16 protein-coding genes are annotated in these 12,098 nt (G+C 55.9%); 3 read left to right on the forward strand and 13 right to left on the reverse strand.

The features are described 5' to 3' along the window. Positions 1 to 9: 9 nt before the first annotated feature. Positions 10 to 483: a hypothetical protein gene (locus SYNCC9605_RS02070; protein ID WP_257929891.1), complete on the reverse strand. Its 474-nt coding sequence runs from the start codon at positions 481 to 483 to the stop codon at positions 10 to 12. Next, on the reverse strand, positions 483 to 641 hold the full coding sequence (locus tag SYNCC9605_RS14995) for a hypothetical protein (RefSeq protein ID WP_011363424.1): 159 nt from the start codon (positions 639 to 641) through the stop codon (positions 483 to 485). The genes SYNCC9605_RS02070 and SYNCC9605_RS14995 overlap by 1 nt, the downstream gene beginning before the upstream one ends. Between SYNCC9605_RS14995 and SYNCC9605_RS02080 the strand changes: the two genes are divergently transcribed. Continuing rightward, a complete protein-coding gene (locus SYNCC9605_RS02080) occupies positions 640 to 1,656 on the forward strand; it encodes an aldo/keto reductase (RefSeq protein WP_198002464.1) in 1,017 nt (338 codons plus the stop codon). The genes SYNCC9605_RS14995 and SYNCC9605_RS02080 overlap by 2 nt on opposite strands. Before the next feature lie 9 nt (positions 1,657 to 1,665). Here the strand turns inward: SYNCC9605_RS02080 and SYNCC9605_RS02085 are convergent, their stop codons facing one another. Together SYNCC9605_RS02085 and purM are read right to left on the reverse strand one after the other, a co-directional pair. Continuing rightward, positions 1,666 to 2,298 (reverse strand): hypothetical protein, encoded by a 633-nt coding sequence (locus SYNCC9605_RS02085; RefSeq protein ID WP_011363426.1) that lies wholly within the window; start codon positions 2,296 to 2,298, stop codon positions 1,666 to 1,668. Positions 2,299 to 2,417: 119 nt separating this feature from the next. Beyond that, positions 2,418 to 3,455, reverse strand: a complete 1,038-nt coding sequence (gene purM / locus SYNCC9605_RS02090) for a phosphoribosylformylglycinamidine cyclo-ligase (RefSeq protein ID WP_041434355.1) — start codon at positions 3,453 to 3,455, stop codon at positions 2,418 to 2,420. Positions 3,456 to 3,775: 320 nt separating this feature from the next. On the opposite strand from purM, the gene SYNCC9605_RS02095 reads away from it, so the two are divergent. Both SYNCC9605_RS02095 and SYNCC9605_RS02100 read left to right on the forward strand, forming a co-directional pair. Then, positions 3,776 to 4,315 carry a septal ring lytic transglycosylase RlpA family protein gene (locus tag SYNCC9605_RS02095; RefSeq protein ID WP_011363428.1) on the forward strand — a complete coding sequence of 180 codons (540 nt, stop codon included), beginning with the start codon at positions 3,776 to 3,778 and terminating at the stop codon, positions 4,313 to 4,315. Next, positions 4,312 to 5,829, forward strand: coding sequence for a bifunctional pantoate--beta-alanine ligase/(d)CMP kinase (locus SYNCC9605_RS02100; protein WP_071812993.1), 1,518 nt, complete (start codon positions 4,312 to 4,314; stop codon positions 5,827 to 5,829). Before SYNCC9605_RS02095 ends, SYNCC9605_RS02100 begins: the two co-directional genes overlap by 4 nt. On the opposite strand, the gene SYNCC9605_RS02105 is transcribed toward SYNCC9605_RS02100, so the two are convergent. From SYNCC9605_RS02105 to SYNCC9605_RS02140, 9 genes are all read right to left on the reverse strand, one after another. After that, positions 5,813 to 6,289 (reverse strand): low molecular weight protein-tyrosine-phosphatase, encoded by a 477-nt coding sequence (locus SYNCC9605_RS02105; RefSeq protein ID WP_011363430.1) that lies wholly within the window; start codon positions 6,287 to 6,289, stop codon positions 5,813 to 5,815. The genes SYNCC9605_RS02100 and SYNCC9605_RS02105 overlap by 17 nt on opposite strands. Then, complete coding sequence (locus SYNCC9605_RS02110; protein ID WP_011363431.1) at positions 6,282 to 7,760, reverse strand: HEAT repeat domain-containing protein; 1,479 nt, start codon at positions 7,758 to 7,760, stop codon at positions 6,282 to 6,284. The genes SYNCC9605_RS02105 and SYNCC9605_RS02110 overlap by 8 nt, the downstream gene beginning before the upstream one ends. Positions 7,761 to 7,801: 41 nt before the next feature. Beyond that, positions 7,802 to 8,380: a chromophore lyase CpcT/CpeT gene (locus SYNCC9605_RS13560; protein WP_071813080.1), complete on the reverse strand. Its 579-nt coding sequence runs from the start codon at positions 8,378 to 8,380 to the stop codon at positions 7,802 to 7,804. Between the two features lie 79 nt (positions 8,381 to 8,459). Next, positions 8,460 to 8,948 (reverse strand): phycocyanin subunit alpha, encoded by a 489-nt coding sequence (gene cpcA / locus SYNCC9605_RS02115; protein ID WP_011363433.1) that lies wholly within the window; start codon positions 8,946 to 8,948, stop codon positions 8,460 to 8,462. Positions 8,949 to 8,985: 37 nt separating this feature from the next. After that, positions 8,986 to 9,504, reverse strand: a complete 519-nt coding sequence (locus SYNCC9605_RS02120) for a phycocyanin subunit beta (RefSeq protein ID WP_011363434.1) — start codon at positions 9,502 to 9,504, stop codon at positions 8,986 to 8,988. Between the two features lie 136 nt (positions 9,505 to 9,640). Continuing rightward, positions 9,641 to 10,456, reverse strand: a complete 816-nt coding sequence (locus tag SYNCC9605_RS02125) for a phycoerythrobilin:ferredoxin oxidoreductase (RefSeq protein WP_011363435.1) — start codon at positions 10,454 to 10,456, stop codon at positions 9,641 to 9,643. After that, positions 10,453 to 11,160, reverse strand: coding sequence for a 15,16-dihydrobiliverdin:ferredoxin oxidoreductase (locus SYNCC9605_RS02130; RefSeq protein ID WP_011363436.1), 708 nt, complete (start codon positions 11,158 to 11,160; stop codon positions 10,453 to 10,455). Before SYNCC9605_RS02130 ends, SYNCC9605_RS02125 begins: the two co-directional genes overlap by 4 nt. A gap of 5 nt (positions 11,161 to 11,165) precedes the next feature. Beyond that, the gene (locus tag SYNCC9605_RS02135; RefSeq protein ID WP_011363437.1) at positions 11,166 to 11,777 is read right to left on the reverse strand and encodes a phycobiliprotein lyase; all 612 of its coding nucleotides are present in this window, start codon (positions 11,775 to 11,777) and stop codon (positions 11,166 to 11,168) included. 62 nt (positions 11,778 to 11,839) lie between these two features. Beyond that, positions 11,840 to 12,073 carry a hypothetical protein gene (locus SYNCC9605_RS02140; RefSeq protein WP_041435411.1) on the reverse strand — a complete coding sequence of 78 codons (234 nt, stop codon included), beginning with the start codon at positions 12,071 to 12,073 and terminating at the stop codon, positions 11,840 to 11,842. Between the last annotated feature and the right edge of the window lie 25 nt (positions 12,074 to 12,098).

Genomic DNA, 12,098 nt, shown 5'->3' on the forward strand with positions numbered 1-12,098 from the left:
GAATCCTCATCACAGTTGAGCCTCCGCGCTCATTTCGGCAACGTTGCGTGAGTGACTCTCGCAGCTGACGGTGCCTGCAGCAATCCAGCAACGCCCCTCGGCCATGCGGGTTGCAGGAAGACCCGTGGGGAGGCCTCTGGCATCAAACCGGACCCAGGAGGTGCTGAGCAGGCTTCCACTCCAGCGGCGTGAATCCACACGGCAGCCGGAGTTGTCGCAGCTAAGCGGATTGCCATGGTCTTCATCAAGGCTGACGAAGCTCAACTGGTAGCTGCCGCCTGTTGTTTGATCGTCTCCGATGAAACGAAGCCGCAGGCCACTGCTTCCGTTCGCGCTGATCTGCAGGCGTTCGCAGGCCAGAGAACGCCCCCCAACGACGATGCGGCAATGCGCAGGGCTTTGCTCCAGACGGCCAAAGCTCAGCTTTGGTTCTGCCGCTGCCGGGACGGCGAGCAGCAGTGGCGCCATCCACAGTTGGATCATCAGTAATCGCTGTCGGCGACGCACATGCCCAGGCAGCGAATGCCATTGCTGGCGGTTCTGCGGCAGTGGTTGCAGAGAATGCGTTCTTCCTCGAGGTTCGATCCCTCTACGGCCTGATCGGTCGATCTCGCAGGTTCCTGTGCGGGGGATGCGGTCATGACGCAGCGAGACGGGTTGATGGCGATCATGGCTGGCAGCAGCATCGCCCCGTTGAACGGCATCGGTTTTGGCACCTGGGCCTGGGGCAACAAGGCGGTTTGGGGGTACGACGCCCAGCGGGACGACAATCGACTTCGCGCCACGTTTCGTCAGGCCCTCAGCTCTGGGCTCAACTTGATCGACACCGCGGATTCCTATGGAACGGGGAGCCTGAGTGGACGCAGTGAAGCGCTGCTTGGCGACTTCATCGCCGAGTTGCCTGCCCTGCGGCGATCCCAGTTGACGGTGGCCACGAAGCTGGCCCCATTTCCCTGGCGCTGGGGGCGTCGGGGCTTTGATGCCGCCTTTGAATCCAGTCGAATACGGCTTAAAGGGCAGCTGCGGCGGGTGCAGTTGCACTGGAGCACGGCCCGCTACGCGCCCTGGCAGGAGACAGGCCTTCTTGATGGCTTGGCTGAGCTCGTTCTGGCTGGCCGGGTGGACGAGTTGGGGGTGTCCAACCTGGGCCCCCAACGCCTCGTGTTGCTCCATCGCCGTCTGTTGGAGCGCGGCGTTTCCTTGCGCAGCATTCAGGTGCAGTGTTCGCTGTTGGCACCTGCGGATGATCAGCTGCGCGAGTTGATCGCCGTCAGCAGAGACCTTGGCGTGGAGGTCTTGGCCTACAGCCCTCTGGCTTTCGGCGTGCTGGGTTGTGCTCCTGGGGCTGAGGAGAAACGTTCTGCCACTTGGTTGAGACGACGTCTGTTCCAGCGCCTGCTTCCGGCCAGCCTTGAGTTGCGCAGTGCGGTGCAGGCGATCGCAAGCGAGCGCGGGGCTTCGATGGTTCAAGTTGCTTTGAACTGGTGCAGAGCTCTTGGCACAACGCCGATTCCGGGGCTGCGAACTCCAGAACAGGCCAGGGATGTCTCCACCGCACTGGAGTGGTCAATGTCACAGCACGAGCTTCAGACCTTGGATGCGGCCCGGCTCCGATGCAGCGAGCGAATGCCCGCCAATCCCTTCCAGAGTCGCTGAGCGTTGTGCTCAGGCTTCGGAGGCGGATTCTGGAGCCGGGCTCACCACCACCGGGAGGCTGTCGCCGTCATTGCGAATCGGAATGACTTTGTCCTGGGAGAGTTCCAGGCGAGTGGGGGCAGGGGGAGTGTCCTGTTGCTGGGCGCAGGCGGCGAGGGCTTCCTGCAGCAAGGAATCAAAGGTGGCCCCAGGAAGACGATGCCGGGCGACCTCGAGAAAGGTGCGCGGAAGCGATTCGCCTGCAGCGCTCCTCAGAGCAGGATTGTTCTGACGATGCTCTTGTTCGTCCTGAATGGCGCGGATGAACCGGCGTGTGACGTCGCGTTTGGTGGACGCCTTGATCAGGGTGTCGCGCTCTTGAGGACCATGGCTGAGCTCCTGCTCCATGTCTTGAATCCGCCGTTCGAGGCTCTCCAAAACCTCCTGGGCTTCCTTGCCGATGTGCGCGAGTTGCCCATCCGAAAGGTGGGGCATGTCAGCCACGAACACCTTGCCATGATCACGGAGCGTGAGAAAGGTTGGTCGTGCGCCTTGTCTGTAGCCCTGTTGCCTGACCTGGCCTGAAGGCAATGGACGTCTTGGAGGTATCGGACCTGCAGACGATCGACGGCGCGTAATGCGCTGGGGTTTATCAAAAGGCATTGAAAAAAGATGTATTGACGCCGCTATCGGAGAAAATTCCGATTGTGCATATCGGCAGCTTATTAGATCCCTTCTGGGCCGGTGGTCTGCGGTGTCAAACCCGTCTGAAACTGACGCAATCAGGCAGGCACACCTTCCAGAACAGCAGCGTTGCCTGGGGTGTTGGAGGTCACGTTGCCAATCAACCAAGCCTGATGGTTCTTGCCGCGGCAATGCTCGATCACAGCGTCTTCGCTCCTCGCTGGCACCACCAGGCAGAAGCCGATGCCGAGGTTGAACGTGTGCCAAAGGTCCCGTTCGGGAATGTTTCCGGCCTCCTGCAGCCATCGGAACAGGGTTGGCCTTGTCCAGCTGGAGGCATCGATGCGCGCAGAGCAGCCTTCCGGCAGGCAGCGCGGCAGGTTTTCGGGGAGTCCTCCGCCGGTGATGTGGGCCATGCCGTGGAGCTCGCATCCGCTCTGCATCAGGTGCTGCACCAGGTCGGCATACAGGGTTGTTGGCGCCAGCAGGTCGCCGATCAGAGGGCGCTGGTTGTCGCCATACACGGTGTTCGCATCTGCATTGGCCTTCTCCAGCACCTTGCGCACCAGGCTGAAGCCGTTGCTGTGCACGCCGCTGCTGGCCACGCCGATCACGCTGTCGCCAGGCTGGATGCGCTGGCCGTCGATGAGCTCGTCTTCTTCGACAACCGCCACACAAAAGCCGGCGATGTCATAGCGCCCCTGGGGGTAGAACCCAGGCATCTCGGCCGTTTCGCCGCCGAGCAGGGCGCAGCCGCTCTGTCTGCAGCCATCGGCGATGCCTTCAACAACCTCGGCCATTGCCGATGGCGCTAAGGCCCCGGTGGCCATGTAATCCAGGAAAAACAGCGGCGCGGCTCCTGAGGTGATCACGTCGTTGACGCACATCGCCACCAGGTCGATGCCCACGCCGTGATGGCTGCCATGTTCTTGAGCCAGTTCCAGTTTGGTTCCCACGCCATCGGTGCCTGACACCAGCAGGGGCTTGCGCATTCCTGCTGGAAGACTCATTAGACCGCCAAAACCACCAAGGCCGCCGATGACCTCCGGTCGGTGGGTGGCTTCCACAGACGCCTTGATGCGCTGCACGAACGCGCGCCCGGCCTCTACGTCAACTCCAGCGCTCTTGTAATCCATGGAATGAATCCGATGCATTGATCCTGCAATGCCGCGGAGCCTGTGCTGATTGTTCCGTCGGCACAACATTTGATTGCCTGCGCTTATAAGCCGTTAGATCTCGGCTTATGAACCAGGACTTGCGCTCTGTCGTTGATCTGTCAGTCAGCACGCGGATTGGCAGTGGAGGCAGGGCTGGTTGGTTGTGCCGATCGTTGTGATGGCGCCCAGTTTCTTTTCAGGAGCACTTTTTTTAGGTTCACAGCAATCTTTTCTAGTGAGGCCCGCCAACGGCAGAGAACTGTGCGTTCAGTTCCAAGACCTAGGCTAAGCCGCTCTGCATGCGAGTCCTTCTGACGCTGGCCACGCTCTCTGGAGCGATTTCAGGCAGTGCAGCCCTCCTGCCTGTCGTGGCGTGTGATTTCCTCTCGGTCAACGGTGCAGAGCCGCTTGACCCTCTGGATCTGGTGGTCGAGCCCCAAGCCCCTGAGCTGCAAGCAACCCTTCCTTCTGCGGAGGTCAAACCGGTCCTTGCACCTCCTTCCTCTGAGCTCCCCAAGCCGAAGCTGAAGGTTGTACCGGAGGTGGTGAAAGTCATCACTGGTGAAGCCAGTTGGTATGGCCCCGGTTTTTATGGCAACCGCACCGCCAATGGTGAGGTTTACAGACGCGGCACGATGACGGCAGCCCACCGTGCGCTTCCTTTTGGTACGAAAGTGCGCGTCACCAACCTCTGGAACGGGCGCACGGCCGTAATCCGCATCAACGATCGCGGACCTTTCATCGATCACCGGGTGATCGACCTTGGCCACGGTGCCGCCTCTGATCTGGGGTTGACCGCCTCTGGAATCGCCCAAGTCAAGCTTGAGGTGCTGCGCTGAGCTGCGCCGTTCTCTCCACCCAGGCCGAGCTGGAACGCTTCCGGGCCAACCTCAGTGGGCCGCTGCAATTCGTGCCCACCATGGGGGGGCTGCACCAAGGCCACGGTGAATTGATTCGCCGGGCCTCGGAACAGGGGCCTGTGCTGGTGAGTGTGTTCGTCAACCCACTCCAATTCGGGCCAGCTGAAGACTTTGATCGCTACCCGCGAACGCTTGAAGCGGATCGGGGTTTAGCCGAATGTTGTGGTGCTCACGCCCTTTGGGCTCCGAGTGTTGATGCCATCTATCCAAGTGGGCTCCCGTCAGCGGTGTCGCGCTCAGCACCGGCAGGCCTGCAGACCCATCTTTGTGGAGCTTCCCGTCCCGGTCACTTTGATGGTGTGGTCACGGTCGTGGCCCGGCTGCTGCAGCTGGTGGAGCCGTCTTGCCTTTGGCTGGGTGAGAAGGATTGGCAGCAGCTGGTGATCCTGCGCCGGCTCGTGGTCGATCTTGATCTGGGCGTGGTGGTGAAGGGCGTTCCCACCGTTCGTGAATCTGATGGTCTGGCCTTGAGTTCCCGCAACCAATACCTTTTCCCCGCTGATCGGGCTCGAGCCGCTGCTCTGCCTGCGGCACTGCGTCATGCCGATCCCAGTGATCCTGAGAGTTCAGTGCGTCAGAGCCTCGCTAAAGCAGGGCTCGAAGTGGAGTATGTAGAGAGGGTCGACCCCCGCACCCTTCAGCCCTGTGGCCCTGAAACGGCCATTTCACTGTTGGCCGCGGCGGTGCGTTGCGGGACGACCCGTTTGATTGATCACGTCTTCCTGATGACCCGCCAGCCTCTTGTTGCCATCGATGGCCCTGCCGGTGCTGGCAAAAGCACCGTTACTCGCGCCTTTGCTGAGCGGATGGGGCTGGTTTACCTCGACACCGGCGCGATGTACCGATCGGTGACCTGGTTGGTGCAACAGAACGGTGTGGACCACCAGGATGCGGTGTCGATTGCACCGCTGTTGAACGACCTCGACCTTCAGCTGAAGTCGTTGCCCGGTGGTGGCCAGCAGGTGTTGGTGAACGGGCAGGACGTAAGTGATGCGATTCGCTCGCCGGAGGTCACAGCGTCGGTTTCGGCAGTGGCCGCCCATCGTTGCGTTAGGCAAGCCCTGACCGCTCAACAGAAAGCGATGGGTGCCAAGGGTGGCTTGGTGGCAGAAGGCCGCGACATCGGCACTGCTGTTTTCCCGGATGCTGATCTGAAGGTTTTTCTCACAGCCACGGTGGGCGAACGGGCCCGGCGGCGGGCACTGGATCTGGAGCAGCGGGGTTTCCCGGTGCCCGAGCGATCTGAGCTCGAAGCGCAGATCGCCGAACGGGATCACCTCGACAGCACCCGCGAGGAGGCTCCTCTGGTGCAGGCGGACGATGCCCTGGAGCTTGTGACCGATGGCATGAGCATTGAGGCTGTGATCGACGCCTTGGTGGGGCAGTTCCGGTCTCGGGTGGGTGAAGAGGCCTGGCCTACGCCAGCGGGCTGAGCTCGTCGAGCAGGTTGGCGCAGGCATCCTCGAGCAGATCGAGCACATGCTCGAAACCCGCCTCGCCCCCGTAGTAAGGATCAGGCACCTCCGTTTCGGAGAATCCCCGGGCATAGCTGAGCATGGGCTTGATGCTGGCCGTTGCTCGAGGCCCAGCTTCGCGAGCCAGTCCCTGGACGGCCGTGAGATTGTCGTCGTCCATGGTGAGCACCAGATCGAAACTCGAGAAATCGTCGAGGCTGATCTGTCGAGCGCGGCTGGGGAGGTTGATGCCGCGGCGGTTGGCAGCAGCCTGCATGCGTCGGTCCGCCGGATTGCCCACATGCCATCCGCCCGTTCCTGCGGAATCCACCACGAACTGATCACTGAGACCGCGTTCTTCGAGCAGATGTAGGAAGACGCCTTCGGCTGCTGGTGAGCGGCAGATGTTGCCGAGGCAGACGAATAATACTTTAATCATTACCTTTAGAAATCTTATTGTGTTCGACCTGATGGATAGAAGTCTTACCTTTTGATTTTAGTATTGCCTTATCAAGGCGTGCAGAAAGGACTGGGTCTGTTTCTTTTGCTTTAGCTTCACTTAAAATTTCAATTGAATTGGCATTGCCAATTCCTTCCAGCGCCAAGCATGCGCTATAGCGCAAACCCCAGTCTTCAGGTGAATGAAGTGTCCATTCAAGTTTGTTGAAAACGGTATGTAGTGAGTGCGACGAAAGCCATTCGTCCCAATTGATGTCACCAAGAGCGCACGCCGCGACGCGTCGAATGTTTCCTTGGCAATGATTGCCAATTTCGACTCCAATGGCATTAACAAGTGCGTTTGCGTAATGGGGATTTTTTAGTTCAGCCATGGCCTTGATTAGTCCCATTGTGATGTCCTGATCTGATTCTGAGAAGTACAGGTCAAGAAGATCGATTTTGAAATGATCAGCGCCAAGGATGAGTTGTTTTATGCCTGTTTTTCTGCGCGTCAAGGACGGTGACCTTAGGTTCTCGAGTGCATCTGAAAGTAGATCGCCTTGTGTTGAGTCGCCTCCTGCATAGGTTTCTGGGATTTGATTATCTTCCTCGATTAATAGGTTTCCCGAAAAGTTGTCTCTGGCAAGGTTGTCAAGTGCTTTGAAGAGAGAGAAATGAATCGATTCGAGGTCATTTTCTGGAGTAGAATCTGCCTGATTACAAAAGCTGAGTGATTTATTCAGTATGGCTTTTACTGCAAACATCTTGACGTTGTTGGGGATCTTGGCAATCAGTATTGGATCTGCTGCCTTGATTGGTCCGATGCGGGCAAGGTCGAATGCAGCGGATTGCCTGATGAATCGATTCTGGTGATCAAGAAGTGAGATAACTTTGTTTAAATAGGTCATCTCACCTGTGTAGCTGTAGAAAAAAGCAGCGGCCGAGCCAACGATTCTCTCTGATTTATCTTTCAGAAAAGGTTGGATCTTTTCTGCAACATCCCACAGTTTTTGTTCTGTTAAGGCTTCTATAAGTGCTTCTATTGGTTTGTTGGGAATGTCTCGGTCAAGGTAGCTTATAAGTGAGCTTGAGCATTGATCACTCTTGATTTCAATTAGGGCTCTAAGTGTTGCTTCATGTAATTGCACGTCATTTGTTTCTAGTGTTTTAAGAAGCTCTGGTAAACAGCGTGAATCTTTGATCATTCCCAGTGATCTTGCTGCTTGCCTTCTTAGGGGGTATCCCCCCGTACATGTCTTGTCCCTTTCGTCTAGAAGGCATTCCACCAATCGTGGTACTCCCTCAACAGATCTGTTTTTTCCGAGCCACCAAGCACCGTGATACCGAACACCCGCATCTTGGTGATCGAGGGCTTCAAGAGCGGATGTAACGGAGTCAATTGGGATCAATGTAGTTTTGTTTAAAAAAAACTTCCTTTGCATTCTATAGGCTTGCCCCACTGTCTCAGGCACTTAAAAAATGGGCTCCTTATCCATGCTCATGAATAAATGTCCTACTCCCATTTTGCTTCCCATGATTTTGTTCGTCTGAATTTAAATTCTCCTGCGATGGCGCCCCAAACTCTTTCATTCGTTTTTGGGTCATGACCACGGTCAAGAGTTTTTAATGTGTCCTCTTGGAGGTGAAAAGTGCTTGCTAGAACTGTTTCTTGACCATTTCGGGTGACCATACACCGGCAGCCTGGTTCGATTGATCCATAATATCCACCACTCTTGTATTCGACTTGGTAGTGACATTGGTCAAGGCAGATGAGGTCGCTTTTTTGAATGGTCTGCCGACAGTATTTATCAAAGGTCGCTCCGGAAAATCTTGATGGCTCGCGGAAAGTATGATTCCATAATTTAATAATTCCAGGTGATTGTTCTTCCGCTCTTATCATGCGTAGTCGGTAAGGATGCTTTGGATCTACTGCATAGCTTTGTTCTAGCAAAATAGATCCTTCTTGGAGGTGTTCTAAAGGTCGATATCTTAGGAAAATATGTGCAAAGAAAGGCGGGTTATCCAATGCTTGCTGCTGATTGCTGTATTCGCCGCAAAGCAAGCTGAGAAAGTTCTGCTCCGTCGGGGTCATTTTTAGAATCCTGGCCCAAGCTGTTTGAACAATAAAAAAGCCCCCCATCAGGAGGGCTGTCAGATTGTGATCTAACCGATCAGGTCAGAGCATTGATGGCGTAATCGATGTAGCTGTTGGCTTCGGTAGCAGCGTCGCCGCTGAGGCCGTGGTTGGCCTTGATGTGCTTCAGAGCTTCCACATACCAGGAGGGGGAGAGCTCAAAAGTACGGTTGATTTCGGCCAGACCAGCAATCAGATAGTCATCCATGGGGCCGGTGCCACCAGCGACCAGGCAGTAGGTGATCATGCGCAGGTAGTAGCCCACGTCACGGGAACACTTAGCTTTGCCTTCGGGAGTTGCTGAGTAGTTGGGCCCCGCCATCTGGGTGGTGTAAGGGAACTTGGTGTACACAGCTTGAGCTGCGCCGTTCACCAGGGAGTCGGCCTTGCCGGTGAGAGCCTTGGCAGCCTCAAGGCTGGCCTTGGCGCGATTGAAACGCCCAGAGGCAGCCTGAACTTCTGTGTTGCTCAGGAAACGACCCTGGGAGTCGGCTGCTGCAACAGCTTCGGTGAGAGGGGTTTTCATTGGTTAGGAGAAGTAAGACGTCGAATCAAGGCGTCGATCAGGCGACGGAAGCTGCGGCTTTGTCGAAGTAGGTGCCGATTTCGCTGTTCAGAGAGGCACAGTCACCAGCTGAGATGCCAGCTTTGTCGTTGACGAGTGCCAGAGCGGCTTCCTTCATCAGGTTGACTCCAGCTGCAACCGATGCGCCGGGAGTGCCAAGGGCCAGATAGGTCTCGCGCAGGCCGTTCAGGCAGCGATCTTCCATCACTGAAGAATCACCGGTGAAAGCTGAGTAGGTGACGTAACGCAGGATGATCTCCATGTCGCGCAGGCAAGCAGCCATACGACGGGAGGTGTAAGCGTTACCGCCAGGGGAAATCAGAGAAGGCTGTTGGGCAAAAAGCTGACGAGCGGCCGAAGCAACGATGCTGGAGGCGTTGCTGGAGATGCGGTTAACGGCATCCAGACGCTTGTTGCTGTCGGAAACCATGGCAGCGAGGGCGTCGATCTCGCTGGTGCTGATGAATTGTCCCCGGGCATCGGCCTGGGCGACAACCTTGGTGAAGGCGTCGAACATGGTTGTTGTTCCTGTGAACTACGTCTGGAGCGGGAATCTCAGACTTGAAGGGGATAGTTGAAGGCTATTGCCTCCATCCCGTCGCCCGTGATTCTGGCCAACAGCTCGGGAGCCTCCCGAAAGCTGTTCATAATGCTTAACTCCCTTGCGGCGACAAGGAAGTGGCGGTGGCTTCTTCGAGGTCAAACAGCACGCCGTGGATGTACGACTCCGTCCATTCACTGCCGTAAAAGCGCGTCAACATGCCGCGGGCTGGATCTTTCTCGGCGCGGTAGGCCGTGTAGCGCTTCTGGCCCAAGAGCAGGTGTGCAGCACGCTCATGGTCAACGGGCTGAGCCTCCTCCACCAACGCCAGGTAGAGCTGGAGGTAGTCCGCAAAAGCCGGACGGATCACGCGGTCAATCAGCGCGTCGCCTTCCTCCCCAAGGGGGATCCTGGTCCAGAGAAAGGCAGGTGAGAAATAGGGCTGTGCTTCTTCAGGAATGGGCCCCCCATCGGGCAGTTGGGCGCGCCAGCGCTCGAACAGCGGCATTAGCCGCTGCCAAACCGGGCCCGTGTGATCGGGATCTGTCTTGTCGACAGGTTGCAAATCCAGAGCGAGCAAGTGCCCGTTGGGCAGTGTTACGAGATCGGCTCCGAAGAAAGGAAGATCAAAACGACTGCTGGGGTTGATCACGAAGTTGAGCACCGATGCAGCGGCACCAGCTTCAACGCAGGCACAGCGCACTTGGCGCAGCTTTTCTGTTGAACAGGCCCAGGTTGCAGTCCTGACTGGCACTGGTTTGGCCTTTGATCCTGTGCTGCCCTCTTTCTGCAGAAATCGTTCCGCAATTGGATAAGGATCCGGCTGCAGAGAGCTCAGTGCCGCAACGGCTGTGTCGAGAAAAGGCTGCCAGCGCCATCCGGGAATCTGGACAGGATCAAGACTCGTCGTGCGAAGAGGGAGGGTCATTTGGGCTGGCTGGCGGGGAAGAGAAATTCGTGCAGAAAACGGTCAGACCATTCGCTTCCGAAATGGCTGGTAAATAGGCCGTGTGCAGGATCTCTCTCTGCACTGTAAATATCATAATTTTTCTGAAGTTGTGCCACTTCGATGGGATTAATGGAAGAAGGAATTTTAACGGCCTTGTCGTGTAAATCCCAGTAGGTTTTTAGAAAAGCGCTGAAAGCTGTGGGTAGCGATGATGTCGCCTGTTCTGCTCCGCCCCGGCAGAACAGTAGCCATGAGGAAAAGTATTGATTTGGGTCAAAGGAACGCATGGTCTCTTCACCATTGAGATCCGGAAATTGAGCGTTGAGTGACTTCAGTCCATCGAAGTAGCGCTCCAAATAGTCCTTGTCTTGAACAAGTGGTTGGAAATCAAGAACAGCAACCAACTTCTGCTTGGCACCGAACCACAGCAGATCAACCCCCATTAATGGATGGTCGTAGGTGTAGTCGGGATAGGCAACGGAATTCAGGACCTGCAAGCTGTCACCAGCATCCAACCGGGTAACGCGCCACCTCCTAAAGCCAGGCACGTCCCAAAGCCAGCTCTTGATGGTGCTCGAGCGTTTGGATGATTGATTGTGCTCAAGTCCATGAGGAACCTCAACGGGTACTGCGCCCCGGGCTTTGATTCCTGAAAGCAATTCCTCAAGAAATGGATCAAACATGGTGATCAGTTGTTACCTGTTGAAGACGCCATCGCCAGTTGTTGTGCCCGCTGGGTGATATCTGAAATTTCGGCATCAGTAGGGCACCGAAACTCGGTGCAGTATGTGGTCATTGCAACGCCATCCAAGCACTGAACAGAACTCACTCTCATTCTGATTTGATCGGTCACAAACCAACAGCGTTCAATGCCAATGTTGGTGTCGTATCGCGTCGTGATCGTCACGACGCCATCGTCTGCGAAGTTGTAAGTGCTTAAAACAGATTGCTTTTCAACATATCCAACATCTCGAAGTAGAAATCCCTTGCGGGAGTCTTTATGGTCAGGAACGTCGATGACTACTGCAGCGTAATCATCGTTACGGACACCCTTTTTGATATTGCTTTCCCACCAAAATCGTGCTCCACCTGAGCTGTCTTCGGTTTTAATGTTCAAAGAATTGCAGATCTTGGTGACGACTGGGTCATCAGCATTGAAAGGTTCAATGACAAGATTGGAATCTGCAGCTTCATCATCTTGATAGTCGTGGTGATGAACAGCGCGCCTATTTAACCAAGTTCCGCGGCTGGCTTCGAAGAAATCCGCCATTGTCATCGGCGGGGAAAGTGTCTGCACCATTGGTTTGTGCTTTGAAGAAAATTAATTAAAATAGGCGTGCCGGTAAAATTTTTTTTTGCAATTCAAGGCTTGCTCTGCTGTGCATTTCTCTGTGCAACCAGCTGTGACATCACTTCGTCGAGTCTTTGAAGCTCTGGATGTGCTGCAACAGTGGTGTCAATCTTCTTTTGTGATAAGCGCAGTTTTTTGCCCAAACCAACTACATCTTGAAACAGTCTTTCCCTGTAGGCAGCTAATTCATCGATGGACTCTTGCAACTCTTCAAGGGTAGGTAAATCGGACGCTGCGTTGTCCATGAAGTTCTGATTGAGCCAAAAGATC

It is taken from the genome of Synechococcus sp. CC9605, from assembly GCF_000012625.1.
Lineage (GTDB): Bacteria > Cyanobacteriota > Cyanobacteriia > PCC-6307 > Cyanobiaceae > Parasynechococcus.

What these genes read in the sequence shown, in the direction of transcription:
- SYNCC9605_RS13560 (WP_071813080.1), bottom strand. Translation starts at nt 8,380, where the DNA reads ATGACCCCGACGGAGCAGAACTTTCTCAGCTTGCTTTGCGGCGAATAC.
- purM (WP_041434355.1), bottom strand. Translation starts at nt 3,455, where the DNA reads ATGGATTACAAGAGCGCTGGAGTTGACGTAGAGGCCGGGCGCGCGTTC.
- SYNCC9605_RS02140 (WP_041435411.1), bottom strand. Translation starts at nt 12,073, where the DNA reads ATGGACAACGCAGCGTCCGATTTACCTACCCTTGAAGAGTTGCAAGAG.
- SYNCC9605_RS02130 (WP_011363436.1), bottom strand. Translation starts at nt 11,160, where the DNA reads ATGTTTGATCCATTTCTTGAGGAATTGCTTTCAGGAATCAAAGCCCGG.
- SYNCC9605_RS02085 (WP_011363426.1), bottom strand. Translation starts at nt 2,298, where the DNA reads ATGCCTTTTGATAAACCCCAGCGCATTACGCGCCGTCGATCGTCTGCA.
- SYNCC9605_RS02105 (WP_011363430.1), bottom strand. Translation starts at nt 6,289, where the DNA reads ATGATTAAAGTATTATTCGTCTGCCTCGGCAACATCTGCCGCTCACCA.
- SYNCC9605_RS02080 (WP_198002464.1), top strand. Translation starts at nt 640, where the DNA reads ATGACGCAGCGAGACGGGTTGATGGCGATCATGGCTGGCAGCAGCATC.
- SYNCC9605_RS14995 (WP_011363424.1), bottom strand. Translation starts at nt 641, where the DNA reads ATGACCGCATCCCCCGCACAGGAACCTGCGAGATCGACCGATCAGGCC.
- SYNCC9605_RS02095 (WP_011363428.1), top strand. Translation starts at nt 3,776, where the DNA reads ATGCGAGTCCTTCTGACGCTGGCCACGCTCTCTGGAGCGATTTCAGGC.
- cpcA (WP_011363433.1), bottom strand. Translation starts at nt 8,948, where the DNA reads ATGAAAACCCCTCTCACCGAAGCTGTTGCAGCAGCCGACTCCCAGGGT.
- SYNCC9605_RS02125 (WP_011363435.1), bottom strand. Translation starts at nt 10,456, where the DNA reads ATGACCCTCCCTCTTCGCACGACGAGTCTTGATCCTGTCCAGATTCCC.
- SYNCC9605_RS02120 (WP_011363434.1), bottom strand. Translation starts at nt 9,504, where the DNA reads ATGTTCGACGCCTTCACCAAGGTTGTCGCCCAGGCCGATGCCCGGGGA.
- SYNCC9605_RS02135 (WP_011363437.1), bottom strand. Translation starts at nt 11,777, where the DNA reads ATGGTGCAGACACTTTCCCCGCCGATGACAATGGCGGATTTCTTCGAA.
- SYNCC9605_RS02070 (WP_257929891.1), bottom strand. Translation starts at nt 483, where the DNA reads ATGATCCAACTGTGGATGGCGCCACTGCTGCTCGCCGTCCCGGCAGCG.